The 15,373-nt window shown below is 61.9% G+C and carries 16 protein-coding genes; 14 read left to right on the top strand and 2 right to left on the bottom strand.

Annotated features, from left to right (window positions below; translation table 11 throughout):
* The first annotated feature begins 1 nt into the window (after position 1).
* From AACV02_RS22825 to hemN, 12 genes are all read left to right on the top strand, one after another.
* The gene (locus AACV02_RS22825; protein WP_106576350.1) at positions 2-202 is read left to right on the top strand and encodes a cbb3-type cytochrome oxidase subunit 3; all 201 of its coding nucleotides are present in this window, start codon (positions 2-4) and stop codon (positions 200-202) included.
* Complete coding sequence (ccoP, locus tag AACV02_RS22820; protein WP_119742156.1) at positions 199-1,146, top strand: cytochrome-c oxidase, cbb3-type subunit III; 948 nt, start codon at positions 199-201, stop codon at positions 1,144-1,146. The genes AACV02_RS22825 and ccoP (AACV02_RS22820) overlap by 4 nt, the downstream gene beginning before the upstream one ends.
* A 348-nt stretch (positions 1,147-1,494) precedes the next feature.
* Positions 1,495-2,937, top strand: a complete 1,443-nt coding sequence (gene ccoN / locus AACV02_RS22815) for a cytochrome-c oxidase, cbb3-type subunit I (protein WP_106576348.1) — start codon at positions 1,495-1,497, stop codon at positions 2,935-2,937.
* On the top strand, positions 2,937-3,545 hold the full coding sequence (gene ccoO / locus AACV02_RS22810) for a cytochrome-c oxidase, cbb3-type subunit II (RefSeq protein ID WP_078738505.1): 609 nt from the start codon (positions 2,937-2,939) through the stop codon (positions 3,543-3,545). Before ccoN ends, ccoO begins: the two co-directional genes overlap by 1 nt.
* A 5-nt stretch (positions 3,546-3,550) precedes the next feature.
* Entirely contained in the window at positions 3,551-3,736 is a 186-nt protein-coding gene (locus tag AACV02_RS22805; RefSeq protein WP_003193169.1) for a CcoQ/FixQ family Cbb3-type cytochrome c oxidase assembly chaperone, read from the top strand.
* On the top strand, positions 3,733-4,710 hold the full coding sequence (gene ccoP, locus AACV02_RS22800) for a cytochrome-c oxidase, cbb3-type subunit III (protein ID WP_106576347.1): 978 nt from the start codon (positions 3,733-3,735) through the stop codon (positions 4,708-4,710). Before AACV02_RS22805 ends, ccoP (AACV02_RS22800) begins: the two co-directional genes overlap by 4 nt.
* A gap of 337 nt (positions 4,711-5,047) precedes the next feature.
* A complete protein-coding gene (ccoG, locus tag AACV02_RS22795; protein ID WP_106576346.1) occupies positions 5,048-6,463 on the top strand; it encodes a cytochrome c oxidase accessory protein CcoG in 1,416 nt (471 codons plus the stop codon).
* A 15-nt stretch (positions 6,464-6,478) separates the two neighbouring features.
* Positions 6,479-7,018: a FixH family protein gene (locus tag AACV02_RS22790; RefSeq protein WP_106576345.1), complete on the top strand. Its 540-nt coding sequence runs from the start codon at positions 6,479-6,481 to the stop codon at positions 7,016-7,018.
* Positions 7,019-7,132: 114 nt separating this feature from the next.
* Positions 7,133-9,583: a heavy metal translocating P-type ATPase gene (locus AACV02_RS22785; protein WP_119742154.1), complete on the top strand. Its 2,451-nt coding sequence runs from the start codon at positions 7,133-7,135 to the stop codon at positions 9,581-9,583.
* Between the two features lie 22 nt (positions 9,584-9,605).
* On the top strand, positions 9,606-9,818 hold the full coding sequence (gene ccoS, locus AACV02_RS22780; protein ID WP_017735332.1) for a cbb3-type cytochrome oxidase assembly protein CcoS: 213 nt from the start codon (positions 9,606-9,608) through the stop codon (positions 9,816-9,818).
* Entirely contained in the window at positions 9,811-10,494 is a 684-nt protein-coding gene (locus tag AACV02_RS22775; RefSeq protein WP_119742151.1) for a sulfite exporter TauE/SafE family protein, read from the top strand. The genes ccoS and AACV02_RS22775 overlap by 8 nt, the downstream gene beginning before the upstream one ends.
* Positions 10,495-10,597: 103 nt before the next feature.
* Complete coding sequence (gene hemN / locus AACV02_RS22770) at positions 10,598-11,980, top strand: oxygen-independent coproporphyrinogen III oxidase (RefSeq protein ID WP_119742149.1); 1,383 nt, start codon at positions 10,598-10,600, stop codon at positions 11,978-11,980.
* Positions 11,981-11,987: 7 nt separating this feature from the next.
* Here hemN and AACV02_RS22765 read toward each other — a convergent pair whose 3' ends face one another.
* Entirely contained in the window at positions 11,988-12,458 is a 471-nt protein-coding gene (locus AACV02_RS22765; protein WP_119742147.1) for a hypothetical protein, read from the bottom strand.
* A gap of 153 nt (positions 12,459-12,611) precedes the next feature.
* Between AACV02_RS22765 and fnr the strand changes: the two genes are divergently transcribed.
* Both fnr and AACV02_RS22755 read left to right on the top strand, forming a co-directional pair.
* Positions 12,612-13,346 carry a fumarate/nitrate reduction transcriptional regulator Fnr gene (gene fnr / locus AACV02_RS22760; protein WP_106576340.1) on the top strand — a complete coding sequence of 245 codons (735 nt, stop codon included), beginning with the start codon at positions 12,612-12,614 and terminating at the stop codon, positions 13,344-13,346.
* Between the two features lie 81 nt (positions 13,347-13,427).
* Positions 13,428-13,976, top strand: coding sequence for an adenine phosphoribosyltransferase (locus AACV02_RS22755; protein ID WP_106576339.1), 549 nt, complete (start codon positions 13,428-13,430; stop codon positions 13,974-13,976).
* Positions 13,977-14,082: 106 nt separating this feature from the next.
* Here the strand turns inward: AACV02_RS22755 and AACV02_RS22750 are convergent, their stop codons facing one another.
* Positions 14,083-15,231 carry an acyl-CoA dehydrogenase family protein gene (locus AACV02_RS22750; RefSeq protein ID WP_119742145.1) on the bottom strand — a complete coding sequence of 383 codons (1,149 nt, stop codon included), beginning with the start codon at positions 15,229-15,231 and terminating at the stop codon, positions 14,083-14,085.
* Positions 15,232-15,373: the final 142 nt, after the last annotated feature.

The following is a 15,373-nucleotide window of genomic DNA, read 5'->3' as shown; positions in this document are numbered from 1 at the left end:
CATGGGATTTGAATTTGACGCGGGCACCATCCGCGGCCTTGGCACGCTGGTGGTCGCCATCGCTTTTATCGGCCTGTCGCTGTGGGTGTTCAACAACCGGCGCAACGCGGAATTCGAGCAGGCCCGCCTGCTGCCATTTGCCGATGAACCTACTCCATCCGACGCTCAAGAAGAGCCTGCAACAAGGAGCACTCGCCCATGACGACCTTCTGGAGTACATGGATCTGCGTATTGACCCTCGGCAGCCTGATCGGCCTGACCTGGCTATTGATCGGCACCCGCAGGGGCGAAACCAAGGGCAGCGTCGACCAGACCATGGGCCACGCCTTCGACGGCATCGAGGAATACGACAACCCGCTGCCGCAGTGGTGGTTCATGCTGTTCGCCGGCACCCTGGTGTTTGCCGTCGGCTACCTGATCCTCTACCCGGGCCTGGGTAACTGGAAAGGCGTATTGCCGGGCTATGAAGGCGGCTGGACCCAGACCAAGGAATGGGACAAGGAAATGGCCAAGGCCGACGCCAGGTTCGGGCCGATCTTCGCCAAATTCGCGGCCATGCCGGTGGAAGAAGTCGCCAAGGACCCACAGGCACTGAAAATGGGCGGCCGCCTGTTCGCTTCCAACTGCGCGGTGTGCCACGGCTCGGATGCCAAGGGCGCGTATGGCTTCCCCAACCTGGCGGACAACCTCTGGCGCTGGGGCGGCTCGGCGGAGGCGATCAAAGCGACGATCATGAATGGTCGCCACGCGGCGATGCCGGCCTGGGGTGAAGTGCTGGGCGAAGACGGTGTGAAGAACGTCGCCGCCTATGTGCGCCACGACCTGGCCGGGCTGCCCTTGCCGGCCAACAGCACCGCTGACCTCGCCGCCGGGCAAGCGGCGTTCAGCACCACCTGTGTCGCCTGCCACGGTCCGCAAGGCCACGGCGTGGAAGCCATGGGCGCGCCGAACCTGACCGAGCCTGCCGGTTTCATTTACGGCACCAGCCTGGCGCAGCTGCAGCAGACCATCCGCCACGGCCGCCAAGGCCAGATGCCCGCGCAGGACGTGCTGCAAGGCAATGACAAAGTGCACCTGCTTGCGGCCTATGTGTACAGCTTGTCCCATAACGCTGATGGCGCAACGCCAGAAAGCCCAGCCGAGTAACCGCAGACTGCCGCCCCAACTCGGGGCGGCAGCCCTGTGTCTCTAAGCGACCAAGTGTCGCACCCCTCCCCACCCCAACTTTCCCCTGCTGCCATTCGGGTCTACGCTTGCCCAACAGTGACCGGTTTTGGCGTATCAGGCGACTGCCGTTGCGACCTGAAAAAATTCCTGTCCACTCGATCAGCTTTCGATTTCTGATTTTGTCCTTACGCCAAACATGGAAAGGGCGCAGAATCTGGCCCGGAACGCATTGATACAGGTCAGCCATTGCGTTGCAATGGCCCCTCGGTTTGTCCATACTTGCGGCCGATTTCAACTATAAAAAAACCTAAACCGTGGAACCTTAGAATGAGCACAGCAATCAGTCCGACTGCTTATAACTATAAGGTAGTCCGCCAGTTCGCCATCATGACGGTGGTCTGGGGGATCCTTGGCATGGGGCTCGGGGTGTTCATCGCCTCGCAACTGGTTTGGCCGGAATTGAATTTCGGTTTGCCATGGACGACCTTCGGCCGCCTGCGCCCGCTGCACACCAACCTGGTGATTTTCGCCTTCGGCGGATGTGCATTGTTTGCCACCTCCTACTATGTCGTGCAGCGAACCTGCCAGACGCGACTGATCTCCGACGGCCTCGCCGCCTTCACATTCTGGGGCTGGCAAGCCGTGATCCTCGGCGCCATCATCACTCTGCCGCTGGGCTACACCACCACCAAGGAATACGCCGAGCTGGAATGGCCCATCGCCATTTTGCTGGCCATCGTCTGGGTGACCTACGCCGTGGTGTTCTTCGGCACCATCGTCAAGCGCAAGACCAAGCACATTTATGTGGGTAACTGGTTCTACGGTGCCTTCATTCTGGTCACGGCGATGCTGCACATCGTCAACCACGCGTCCTTGCCGGTGAGCTGGTTCAAGTCCTATTCGGCCTACGCCGGGGCGACGGACGCGATGATCCAGTGGTGGTACGGCCACAATGCCGTGGGCTTCTTCCTCACCACCGGCTTCCTGGGGATGATGTATTACTTCGTGCCCAAACAGGCCGAGCGTCCGATCTACTCGTATCGCCTGTCCATCGTGCACTTCTGGGCGCTGATCACCCTGTACATCTGGGCCGGCCCGCACCACCTGCACTACACCGCGCTGCCGGACTGGGCGCAGTCGCTGGGCATGGCGATGTCGATCATCCTGCTGGCCCCCAGCTGGGGCGGCATGATCAACGGCATGATGACGCTCTCGGGCGCCTGGCATAAATTGCGCACCGACCCGATCCTGCGCTTTTTGGTGGTGTCGCTGGCGTTCTACGGCATGTCGACCTTCGAAGGGCCGATGATGGCGATCAAAACCGTCAACTCGCTGTCCCACTACACCGACTGGACCATCGGCCACGTCCACGCTGGCGCGTTGGGCTGGGTGGCGATGATCTCCATCGGTGCGCTGTACCACATGATCCCCAAACTGTTCGGCCGTGCGCAGATGCACAGCGTCGGGCTGATCAACGCGCACTTCTGGCTGGCCACCATCGGCACCGTGCTCTACATCGCCTCGATGTGGGTCAACGGCATCACCCAGGGCCTGATGTGGCGTGCGATCAACGATGACGGCACGCTCACCTACTCCTTCGTCGAAGCGTTGCAAGCCAGCCATCCGGGCTACATCGTCCGCGCCCTGGGCGGTGCGTTCTTTGCCAGCGGCATGCTGTTGATGGCCTACAACGTCTGGCGCACCGTGCGTGCCTCCGACCCTGTAGAGGCTGAAGCCGCCGCCAAGATCGCCGTTGTGGGAGCTCACTGATGAAGCATGAAGTAGTCGAGAAGAATATCGGCCTGCTGGCCTTCTTCATGGTCATCGCCGTGAGTATCGGCGGCCTGACCCAGATCGTTCCGCTGTTTTTCCAGGACGTGACCAACAAGCCGGTCGAAGGCATGAAGCCGCGCACCGCGCTTGAACTGGAAGGTCGCGACGTCTACATCGCCAACGGTTGCGTGGGCTGCCACTCGCAGATGATCCGCCCGTTCCGCGCCGAAACCGAACGCTACGGCCACTACTCGGTGGCCGGTGAAAGCGTGTGGGACCACCCGTTCCTGTGGGGTTCCAAGCGCACCGGCCCGGACCTGGCCCGCGTCGGCGCACGTTACTCGGACGACTGGCACCGCGCGCACTTGTATAACCCGCGCAACGTGGTGCCGGAGTCGAAAATGCCGGCCTACCCGTTCCTCGTGGAAAACAAGCTCGACGGCAAGGACACCGCGAAGAAGATGGAAGTCTTGCGCACCCTGGGCGTGCCCTACACCGATGAAGACATCGCCGGTGCAGCCGCAGCCGTAAAGGGCAAGACCGAAATGGACGCACTGGTGGCCTACCTGCAAGGCCTTGGCACCATCATCAAAAGCAAACGGTGATCTGCATGGATATCGGGATGATTCGTGGCCTGGGCACCGTTGTGGTGATGGTGGCCTTTATCGGCCTGGCGTTGTGGGTGTTCAGCCCCCGCCGCAAGTCGGAGTTTGACGACGCGACCATGTTGCCTTTTGCGGATGATCCCGAAGCCATCAAGCACGTCGAGCAAGCGTCTAGGAGTAACAAAGAATGACTACGTTCTGGAGTCTGTACGTCACAGTCCTCAGTCTGGGTACCATCTTCGCCCTGACCTGGCTGCTGCTGTCGACCCGCAAGGGCCAGCGCACCGAGCAGACGGACGAGACTGTCGGCCACTCGTTCGATGGCATCGAGGAATACGACAACCCGCTGCCCAAGTGGTGGTTCATGCTGTTTGTCGGCACCATCATCTTCGCCCTCGGCTACCTGGCGTTGTACCCCGGCCTTGGCAATTGGAAAGGCCTGCTGCCGGGCTACAACTACCTCGACAACGACAAGCAAACCCCCTTCGCCAACGGCCAGACCGGCTGGACCGGCGTGCACGAATGGGAAAAGGAAATGGCCAGGTCGGACGCCAAGTTCGGCCCGATCTTCGCCAAATTCGCCGCGATGCCGATTGAAGACGTTGCCAAGGACCCGCAAGCCTTGAAGATGGGCGGCCGCCTGTTCGCCTCCAACTGCTCGGTGTGCCACGGCTCCGACGCCAAGGGCGCCTACGGTTTTCCCAACCTGACCGACGCTGATTGGCGCTGGGGCGGCGAGCCGGCGACCATCAAGGAAACCATCATGAAAGGCCGCCACGCGGTGATGCCGGCGTGGGCCGAAGTTATTGGCGAGCAAGGCGTGGCCGACGTGGCAGGTTTTGTGGTGACCAACCTCGACGGTCGCAAACTGCCTGAAGGCGCGAAGGCCGATGTGGCCAACGGCGCGAAACTCTTCGCCGCCAACTGCGTGGCCTGCCACGGTCCTGCCGGTAAAGGCACGCCGGCGATGGGCGCGCCAGACCTGACGCACCCGGGTGCATTCATCTACGGTTCGAGCTTCGCGCAGCTGCAGCAGACCATTCGTTATGGCCGTCAAGGCCAGATGCCTGCGCAGGAGTTGCTGCAAGGCAACGACAAGGTGCACTTGCTGGCAGCCTATGTTTACAGCCTGTCCCATGGCGACAAGCCGGCTGAAGAGCAGTAAGACACACAAGCAAATGGTACGAGGGGCTTGCCCCCGATAGCGGTGGTTGAGTGACAGTTGTATCAACTGACATGCCGCAATCGGGGGCAAGCCCCCTCCCACATTTGGAGCGCACTGCACTGCCTGCAAATCTGCAACACAGCCAAAACCGACCATACTTCACAAGTCAATTGATCCAGATCACCTACACCATCAATTGATTTCCCCCAACGCGACCAAAGGTCGCACCCGTGCAGCACTGACGCAGGCGTATCATTACGCCACTGCAAGAGCCTATTTTTGACCCCGGTTGGCACGTACTGGCCGAGGCAAATCTCCACCGCCGTGGGATGCAATGATGAGCAACCAAATACCGGTACATGACGTTACCCCGCCTGCCAAAAACGCCAGTCAGTCCGTCGACCTGTATGCGTCGCGAGAGAAAATCTACACCCGCGCCTTCACCGGCTTGTTCCGCAACTTGCGCATGCTCGGCGGCGCTGGTTTGTTCCTGCTGTACTTCGGCACCGTGTGGCTGAACTGGGGCGGGCATCAGGCGGTTTGGTGGAACTTGCCGGAGCGTAAATTCTTCATTTTTGGCGCGACCTTCTGGCCCCAGGATTTCATTCTGCTGTCGGGCATTCTGATCGTGGCCGCCTTTGGCCTGTTCTTTATCACCGTGTACGCCGGTCGTGTGTGGTGTGGCTATACCTGCCCGCAAAGCGTGTGGACCTGGATCTTCATGTGGTGTGAAAAGGTCACCGAAGGCGACCGCAACCAGCGCATCAAGCTCGACAAAGCGCCGATGGGCGCCAACAAGTTCCTGCGCAAATTCAGCAAGCACACGCTGTGGCTGTTGATCGGCTTTGTCACCGGCATGACGTTTGTTGGCTATTTCTCGCCGATCCGCGAACTGGTGTTCGACTTCTTCACCGGCCAGGCCGATGGCTGGTCGTATTTCTGGGTCGGCTTTTTCACCCTGGCCACCTATGGCAATGCCGGCTGGCTGCGCGAACAGGTGTGCATCTACATGTGCCCGTACGCGCGCTTTCAAAGCGTGATGTTCGACAAGGACACCCTGATCGTTTCCTACGATCCACGCCGTGGCGAAGTGCGTGGCCCGCGCAAAAAAGGCACCGACTACAAGGCCCAGGGCCTGGGCGACTGCATCGATTGCACGATGTGCGTGCAGGTGTGCCCTACCGGCATCGACATCCGCGACGGCTTGCAAATCGAGTGCATCGGCTGCGCTGCGTGTATCGACGCCTGCGACAACATCATGGACAAAATGGAGTACCCGCGCGGCCTGATCAGCTACACCACCGAGCACAACCTGTCGGGGCAGAAAACCCATAAATTGCGCCCGCGCCTGATCGGTTACGCGCTGGTATTGCTGGCAATGATCAGCCTGTTGGTCGGGGCATTTTTCATGCGCTCGCTGGTCGGTTTCGACGTCAGCAAAGACCGTGTGCTGTTCCGCGAAAACGCCGAGGGCCGGATCGAAAACGTCTACAGCCTGAAGATCATGAACAAGGACCAGCGCGACCACACCTACGTGCTCGACGCTTCGGGCCTGCCGGACCTCAAGCTGCAGGGTCGACGCGAGATCAAAGTGGCGGCCGGGGAAATCCTCAGCCTGCCGGTCGAGCTGTCCAGCGCACCAGAGCAACTGCCGTCGAGCACCAACGAGGTGACCTTCATCCTCAAGGATGCCGATGACGACAGCGTCCACATTGAAGCCAAGAGCCGATTCATCGGCCCACAAGTTCGTTAACTAGAGAGCACGACAATGCCCGCAGCTACTGCCGCAAGCCCTTGGTACAAGCACCTCTGGCCGTGGATCATCATTGGGATCCTGACCTGTTCGGTGACCTTGACCTTGTCCATGGTGACCATTGCGGTGAAGAACCCGGACAACCTGGTCAACGACAACTACTACGAGGCCGGCAAAGGCATCAACCGCTCCCTGGACCGCGAACTGCTGGCCCAGACCCTGCAACTGCGCGCCGCGGTGCACCTGGACGAACTGACCGGTGAAGTCGACCTGCACCTGACCGGCAACAGCAACCCGACCACGCTGGAGCTGAACCTGATTTCTCCGACCCAGCCGGAGAAGGATCGCAAGATCAATCTGGCCCGCAGCGACAGTGAGCCGGGCCGCTACATTGGCCAGGTCACCGACAAGGTCGAAGGCCGGCGCTTTGTGGAATTGCTCGGTGTCGAGGGCGACAGGACCTGGCGCCTGTTCGAAGAGGAACAGGTCAGCCACGACAAGGACTTGCTGCTCGGTGATGAGCCGTTGCAGGGCGCTGAAGACCTGAAGAAGTAATAAGCCTGCGCTTCGCGCATCGCGGGCAAGCCGCTCCCCCACTGGATCGCGATTCCTTGTGGGGGCCGGGCTTGCCCACGATGAGGCCCTCTCAGCCGACTAAGATCTAAACCCATGAGCACCCCAACCCCCTGCTACCACTGCGCCCTGCCCGTCCCGTCCGGCAGCCGGTTCACCGCCGTGATCCTCGGCGAGCGCCGCGAACTGTGCTGCCCGGGCTGCCAGGCGGTGGCCGAGGCCATTGTGGCCGGCGGGCTGGAAAGCTATTACCAGCACCGCAGCGAAGCCTCGGCCAACCCCGAAGCGCTGCCGGTGCAACTGGTGGACGAGTTGGCCCTGTACGACCGCGCCGACGTGCAAAAACCCTTTGTGCGCCATGACGGTGACCTCGCCGAAACCACCTTGTTGATGGAAGGCATCAGCTGCGCGGCCTGTGGCTGGCTGATCGAAAAACACCTGCGCAGCCTGCCCGCGGTGGCCGAGGCTCGGCTGAACCTGTCCAACCACCGCCTGCACGTGCGCTGGGCCGACGCGCAATTGCCGCTGAGCCAGCTGCTCAGCGAGCTGCGCCATATCGGCTACGCCGCCCACCCTTATCAGGCTGACCGCGCCGCCGAGCAGTTGGCCGGCGAAAACCGTCTGGCCTTGCGCCAATTGGGGGTCGCGGGGTTGCTGTGGTTTCAGGCAATGATGGCGACCATGGCCACTTGGCCCGAATTCAATATCGACCTGAGCCCGGAGCTGCACGTGATCCTGCGCTGGGTGGCGATGTTTCTGACCACGCCCATCGTGTTCTACAGCTGCGCGCCCTTCTTCAAAGGTGCGCTGCGCGACCTGCGCACGCGCCACCTGACGATGGACGTGTCGGTGTCCCTGGCGATAGGCGGCGCGTATCTGGCTGGCATTTGGACCGCCATCACCGGCGCCGGCGAGCTGTATTTCGACGCGGTGGGCATGTTCGCGCTGTTCCTGCTGGCCGGCCGCTACCTGGAGCGCCGAGCGCGGGAACGTACGGCCGCCGCCACCGCTCAACTGGTCAACCTGTTGCCCGCCTCGTGCCTGCGCCTGAAAGCTGACGGCCAGAGCGAACGCATTCTGCTCAGCGAATTGGCCGTGGGTGACCGCGTGCTGGTACACCCCGGCGCGGTGCTGCCGGCAGACGGCGTCATCCTCGACGGCCAGTCAAGCATCGATGAAGCCCTGCTCACCGGCGAATACCTGCCGCAGCCACGCCACGTGGGCGATGCGGTGACTGCCGGCACACTCAACGTCGAAGGTGCGTTGAGCGTTGAGGTCCGCGCCCTGGGCCATGACACGCGCCTGTCCGCCATCGTGCGCCTGCTGGAGCGCGCCCAGGCCGAGAAACCGCGCCTGGCGCAAATCGCCGACCGTGCCGCGCAATGGTTTCTGCTGTGCTCGCTGATCGCCGCGGCGTTGATCGGCCTGCTGTGGTGGCAATTGGATCCCTCGCGGGCGTTCTGGATTGTGTTGGCGATGCTGGTGGCGACCTGCCCGTGCGCGCTCTCTTTGGCCACGCCAACCGCCCTCACCGCCGCCACGGGTACGCTGCATAAACTCGGGCTGTTACTGACCCGCGGGCACGTGCTGGAAGGCTTGAACCAGATCGACACGGTGATTTTCGACAAGACCGGCACCCTGACCGAAGGCCGCCTGGCGTTACGTGCGACCCACCCTTTGAGCGCGCTGAGCAGCGATGATTGCCTGAGCCTCGCCGCAGCCCTGGAAAACCGCTCCGAACACCCGATTGCACGGGCTTTTGGCCGTGCGCCGCTGGCCGCCGAAGAAGTCCTGAGTTTCCCCGGCCTGGGCCTGGAAGGCCGTGTGGGTGAGCGCCAACTGCGTATCGGCCAACCGGGGTTTGTCTGCGAATTGAGCGGCTGTCCGACTCCCGCCTCGCCGGACGACGCGGGCCAGTGGCTGCTGCTGGGCGATCGTGACGGCGCGCTCGCCTGGTTCGTGCTGGATGACCGTCTGCGCAGCGACGCGCCAGCCCTGTTGGCGGCATGCAAAGCGCGCGGCTGGCGCGCATTGCTGCTCTCAGGTGACAGCTCGCCGATGGTGGCCAGCGTTGCCTGTGAACTGGGCATCGACGAAGCCCATGGCGGCCTGCGCCCCGACGACAAACTGCAGATACTGCAACAGCTGCACAAGGAAGGCCGCAAGGTGCTGATGCTCGGCGATGGCGTCAACGATGTACCGGTGCTCGCTGCTGCCGATATCAGTGTGGCAATGGGCTCGGCCACGGACCTGGCAAAAACCAGCGCCGATGCCGTGCTGTTGTCCAATCGACTCGACGCGTTGGTGCAGGCCTTTACCCTCGCGCGGCGCACCCGTCGGGTAATCCTCGAAAACCTGCTGTGGGCCGGGCTGTACAATGGCCTTATGCTGCCGTTTGCCGCGCTCGGCTGGATCACGCCGATCTGGGCGGCGATCGGCATGTCCCTCAGCTCGTTGACTGTGGTGCTCAACGCCTTGCGCCTGACTCGCCTGCCGAGCGCGCCGACTGCCAGCGCCCCCTTCGTAACCCGCCCGCTGCCGGCTTGAGCCGCGTGGGCATGGAGTGCAGATGCCAGCTCTATACGTGATGATTCCAGCGGCGCTGCTGTTAGTCGGCGTCGCTATCTACATCTTCTTCTGGGCGGTGGACAGCGGCCAGTACGACGACCTCGACGGCCCGGCCCACAGCGTGCTGTTCGATGACCAGGACCCAAACCACCTGGCGGCTGTCGACGAAGCCAACGGGCCCGAGCAACCGCCCAAAGACCCGCCCCATGCTTGAACTGGCGCCGCTGCTGGTCTCCGCGCTCATCCTTGGTCTGCTCGGCGGCGGCCATTGCCTGGGCATGTGCGGCGGGTTGATGGGCGCACTGACGCTGGCGATCCCCACAGCGCAACGCAGCCGGCGCTTTCGCCTGCTGCTGGCGTACAACCTGGGGCGCATCCTCAGCTATGCCGGCGCCGGCTTATTGATCGGCCTGGCCGGCTGGGCGGTGGCCAACAGCCCGGCGGCGATGTTCATGCGTGTGCTGGCAGGCTTGTTGCTGATCAGCATGGGCCTGTACCTGGCCGGTTGGTGGAGCGGCCTTACGCGCATCGAAAGCCTCGGTCGCGGCCTGTGGCGCTACCTACAGCCCGTCGCCAACCGTTTGCTGCCGGTGTCCAGCCTGCCGCGCGCGTTGCTGCTGGGCGCGCTGTGGGGCTGGCTGCCGTGCGGCTTGGTCTACAGCACGCTGCTGTGGGCGGCGAGCCAGGGCAATGCGGCGGACAGCGCGTTGCTGATGCTGGCGTTCGGGCTCGGCACCTGGCCGGTGTTGCTGGCGACCGGGCTGGCCGCTGAACGCGTCACCGCCGTGCTGCGCAAACGCAGTGTGCGTGTCGCTGGAGGCCTGCTGGTGATTCTATTCGGCCTGTGGACCTTGCCCGGTCCGCATCAGCATTGGCTAATGGGCCATTAAATCGCCATGTGGCATAGCGCCGCTCCCCGTTGATGCAAATCAACATGCCCTGCCCGGCGCGCCCCTAGACTCGGCCCACTAGCCAATCCGGGGGACCGCCCGCATGCTCGACGCCATTCGTTGGGACACAGATCTGATTCACCGTTACGACTTGGCGGGGCCGCGCTACACGTCCTACCCCACCGCCGTACAATTCGACAGCCAGGTCGGCACTTTCGACCTGCTCCACGCCCTGCGCGACAGCCGCAAGGCCGTGCGCCCCTTGTCGCTGTATGTGCATGTGCCGTTCTGCGCGAACATTTGCTACTACTGCGCCTGCAACAAGGTCATCACCAAGGACCGTGGCCGCGCCCAGGCTTACCTGCAACGCCTGGAGCAGGAAATCCAGCTGGTGGCCTGCCACCTCGACCCGAAACAGCCGGTCGAGCAGTTGCACTTCGGCGGCGGCACACCGACGTTTCTGAGCCACGACGAACTGCGCCAGGTCATGGCACGCCTGCGCCAGCACTTCAATGTGCTCGACGATGATTCTGGCGACTACGGCATTGAAATCGACCCGCGTGAAGCCGACTGGGCGACCATGGGCCTGCTGCGTGAACTGGGTTTCAACCGTGTGAGCATCGGCCTGCAAGACCTCGACCCCGAGGTGCAGCGTGCGGTCAACCGCCTGCAGAGCCTGGAAGAAACCCGCGCCGTGATCGATGCGGCGCGCACCCTGCAATTTCGCTCGATCAATATCGACCTGATCTACGGGCTGCCCAAGCAAACGCCGATCAACTTCGCGCGTACCGTGGAGGAAGTGATCAGCCTGCAACCAGATCGCCTGTCGGTGTTCAACTACGCGCATTTGCCGGAGCGTTTCATGCCGCAACGGCGGATCAACACTGACGACCTGCCCTCCCCGGCGGAAAAACTGCTGATGCTGCAAACCACCATCGAACAGTTGACCCGTGCGGGCTATCGCTACATCGGCATGGACCACTTCGCCCTGCCGGATGACGAACTGGCCGTCGCCCAGGAAGAAGGGACGTTGCAGCGTAACTTTCAGGGCTACACCACCCATGGGCATTGCGACCTGATCGGGCTGGGCGTATCGGCGATCAGCCAGATCGGCGACCTGTACTGCCAGAACAGCAGTGACCTCAATCACTACCAGAACGCCCTGGCCGGTGCGCAACTGGCCACCAGCCGTGGGTTGGTGTGCACCACGGATGATCGGTTGCGGCGCGAGGTAATTCAGCAGTTGATCTGCACCTTCAGCCTGAAATTCGAGCAGATCGAACAGGCCTTCAACATCGATTTTCGCGGCTATTTCGACGAGCTATGGCCGCAGCTGCAAACGATGGCCGCCGATGGCCTGATCGAGCTTGATGCTCAGGGCATTCGCGTATTGCCCGCCGGGCGCTTGCTGGTGCGCTCGGTGTGCATGGTGTTCGATGCCTACCTGGAGCACCAGAACAGGCAACGATTCTCGCGGGTCATCTAGGCCTGAATTATTTCGACAGCAGCGTCATTGCTTCCATTTGAGCCTCAGGCGATTCATCTTTCAGCGACTTGGCCAGTTGCCCCTGAGCGGTCATCAACCCGGACTGAATTGAAGCAATATCCCCCTGCAAACCGGCGACTTTTGCCTGGCGTGCCTCCGGGCTCAGGGCCGTATCATTCATGGCTGCTGAAAGCTGAGCCATCTTCTCGGCAAGCTGCTTCCTGAGTTCGCGGATCATTTTCAGCAGCTGTTTGATGTTGTCTTTCAGGTTGCTGTCGTCGATGTCCTTGTTGGGGTTGCTACCGGCTTGAGAAGCCTTCATCCCTGCCCCGGATATCGTGACCACCACACCTTCACCGGGCGTGGGTGGCGGCGCAGGTTTGTCATCGACCTTTTTGCCCGCAAGCGCATCAGCGGCCGTCAGCACCTGAGGGGCTTTCGTAGTAATGACAGGGTTATTGAAAGGGATTACCGACATGACCTGAGCTCCAGCTCATAGGGATTCACCTGTGTATCGGCATCGATACAAAAACCTTTATCCACGTGCCGCTTTTTTGTACACGCTGGCCTGATCCACCCTCGGTGCGTTACCCTTACGTCTTATGTGTGTTTTCCCACAAGGATTTAAGAAATGTCCGAGCCAGTCAAACTGCGCGCTCACAGCCAGGCTCACTGCAAGGATTGCAGCCTGGCCCCCCTCTGCCTGCCACTTTCGTTGAATCTGGAAGACATGGAAGCGCTGGACGAAATCGTTAAACGCGGCCGCCCGCTGAAAAAGGGCGAGTTTCTGTTTCGCCAAGGCGACAAATTCGATTCCGTTTATGCAGTACGTTCAGGCGCGCTGAAGACGTTCAGCCTCAGCGACAGCGGCGAAGAGCAGATCACCGGCTTCCACCTGCCCAGCGAACTGGTCGGGTTGTCCGGCATGGACACCGAGATTCACCCGGTGTCGGCCCAGGCGCTGGAGACCACATCGGTGTGCGAAATCCCCTTCGAACGCCTGGATGAGCTGGCCCTGCAATTGCCGCAGCTGCGTCGCCAATTGATGCGTGTGATGAGCCGCGAGATTCGCGACGACCAGCAGATGATGCTGTTGCTGTCGAAGAAAACCGCCGACGAGCGGATCGCCACGTTCCTGGTCAACCTGTCGGCGCGTTTCCGTGCCCGTGGGTTCTCGGCCAATCAGTTCCGCCTGAGCATGTCGCGCAATGAAATCGGCAACTACCTGGGCCTGGCGGTGGAAACCGTGTCCCGCGTGTTCACGCGCTTCCAGCAAAACGAGCTGATTGCCGCTGAAGGCAAGGAAGTGCATATCCTCGACCCGATCCAGCTGTGCGCGCTGGCCGGCGGCTCCCTGGAAGGTTGATCCAGCCGCTTGCGGCCGCGCCAATCGGCGAGGCCGCAGGTATACTTCGAGTCCGTTTTCCGCTCCCAGGACTCTTCGACGATGACCTTCGATTCGTTCGACATCAAATCCCTGATCCGCCCTGTCATCGACTTCCCCAAGCCTGGGGTTATCTTCCGTGACATCACCCCGCTGTTCCAGTCGCCCCGTGCCCTGCGCCTGGTTGCCGACAGCTTTGCCCAGCGTTATGTCGAGGCCGATTTCACCCACATCGGCGCGATGGATGCGCGGGGCTTTCTGATCGGCTCGATCATCGCCTACCAACTGAACAAACCGCTGATTCTGTTCCGCAAACAGGGCAAGCTGCCGGCTGACGTGCTGGCCGAGGGTTATCAGACCGAGTACGGCGAAGCTTTTCTTGAAGTGCACGCAGACAGCCTGTGCGAAGGCGACTCGGTGCTGATGTTCGATGACCTGATCGCCACCGGCGGCACCCTGATCGCGGCGGCCAACCTGGTGCGGCGCATGGGCGCGAGGATTTTCGAAGCGGCGGCGATTATCGACCTGCCGGAACTGGGCGGCTCGCAACGCCTGCAAGACATGGGCATTCCGACATTTTGCCTGACGCAGTTTGGGCTGACGGAGCGTTAAGAGGCGTCTGTTAGGGCTCATCGCGGGCCAGCCCGGCGCCCACAAGTGATCTCGCTCCAATGTGGGAGCTGGCTTGCCTGCGAGGCGTGCGAAAGACCACCACCAATCAAAGCCCCATTTGCTTGCTGATGATTTCATTCATCACCTCGCGCGTCCCCCCGCCAATCGACAGAATGCGATTGTCGCGGTACAGCCGCTCCACCAAATTGCCACGCATGTAACCCTGGCCGCCCAGGATCTGCACCGCGTCATAAGTCACGCGGTCGGCGGTGTCGGTGGCCAGGTTCTTGGCCATGGAAATCTCCTTGATCACACTTTTGCCGGCCGCCATCTTCGCCGCCTGGCGGTAGGTGAATTCCCGCGAAACCTCCACCGCCGTGGCCATTTCCGCCAGCCGGTGCTTGAGCACCTGGAATTTGCCGATGGGTTTGCCGAACGCTTCGCGCTGGGTGGCCCATTTGAGGCTCTCCTCCAATGCAAGCTGCGCGGTCATATTGGCCATCAGCGCCAGGGCCAGGCGCTCACTTTGAAAGTTGCCCATGATGCAGGCAAACCCCATGTTCTCGACGCCAATGAGGTTGCCCACCGGCACACGGCAATCGTCGAAGAACAACTCAGCCGTGTCCGACGCCCACCAACCCATTTTCTTCAGCGGCTGGCCGACCGTGAAACCGGGCGTGTCTTTCTCGATGAGCAATAAGCTGATGCCGCCAAAGCCCGGCCCACCGGTGCGCACCGCGACCGTGTAAAAGTCGGCACGCACGCCACTGGTGATAAAGGTTTTGCCGCCGCTCACCCGGTAATGCTCGCCATCGCGGATGGCGCGGGTTTGCAGGTTGGCGACATCGGAGCCGCCACCCGGCTCGGTGACCGCCAGCGCGCTGATCTTCTCACCGGCCAATACCTGAGGCGCAACACGCTCGCGGACTTCGGGCCGCGCCCATTTGACGACCGGCGGCAGGCCGATATCCAGCGAACCCAGGCCGGCCACCACACCGCCGGAGCCGCAGCGCATCAGCTCTTCGCTGGCGGCGACCTTGGCGAACAGGTCACCTTCGTGACTGCCGCCCAGGCTTTCGGGGTAACCGATGCCCAGGATTCCCGCCGCGCCGGCCTTGAGGTACAGCTCACGAGGAAAGCTCTGTGCTTCCTCCCATTGCTCAATGCCCGGCAACATCTCGCGCTCGACAAAACGGCGCACGCTGTCGCGGACCAATTGGTGGCTGGGATCGAAGTAGTCCAGATAGGCAGGCATCGGCAAGCTCCACGGTGGGGTGGAGCGAACTTACCAAGCGCTTGCTTGGTTTTCAAGATCCCACTTACACCACAAAACCACTGTGGGAGCTGGCTTGCCTGCGATGGCGTTGGATCAGAGACGTCGATGTCGCCTGACACTC

The organism is Pseudomonas sp. Larv2_ips (genome assembly GCF_963879675.1).
Classification (GTDB): Bacteria; Pseudomonadota; Gammaproteobacteria; order Pseudomonadales; family Pseudomonadaceae; genus Aquipseudomonas.
Note: the sequence above shows the minus strand (reverse complement) of the source record. Positions and strands in the feature narration are given on the sequence as shown.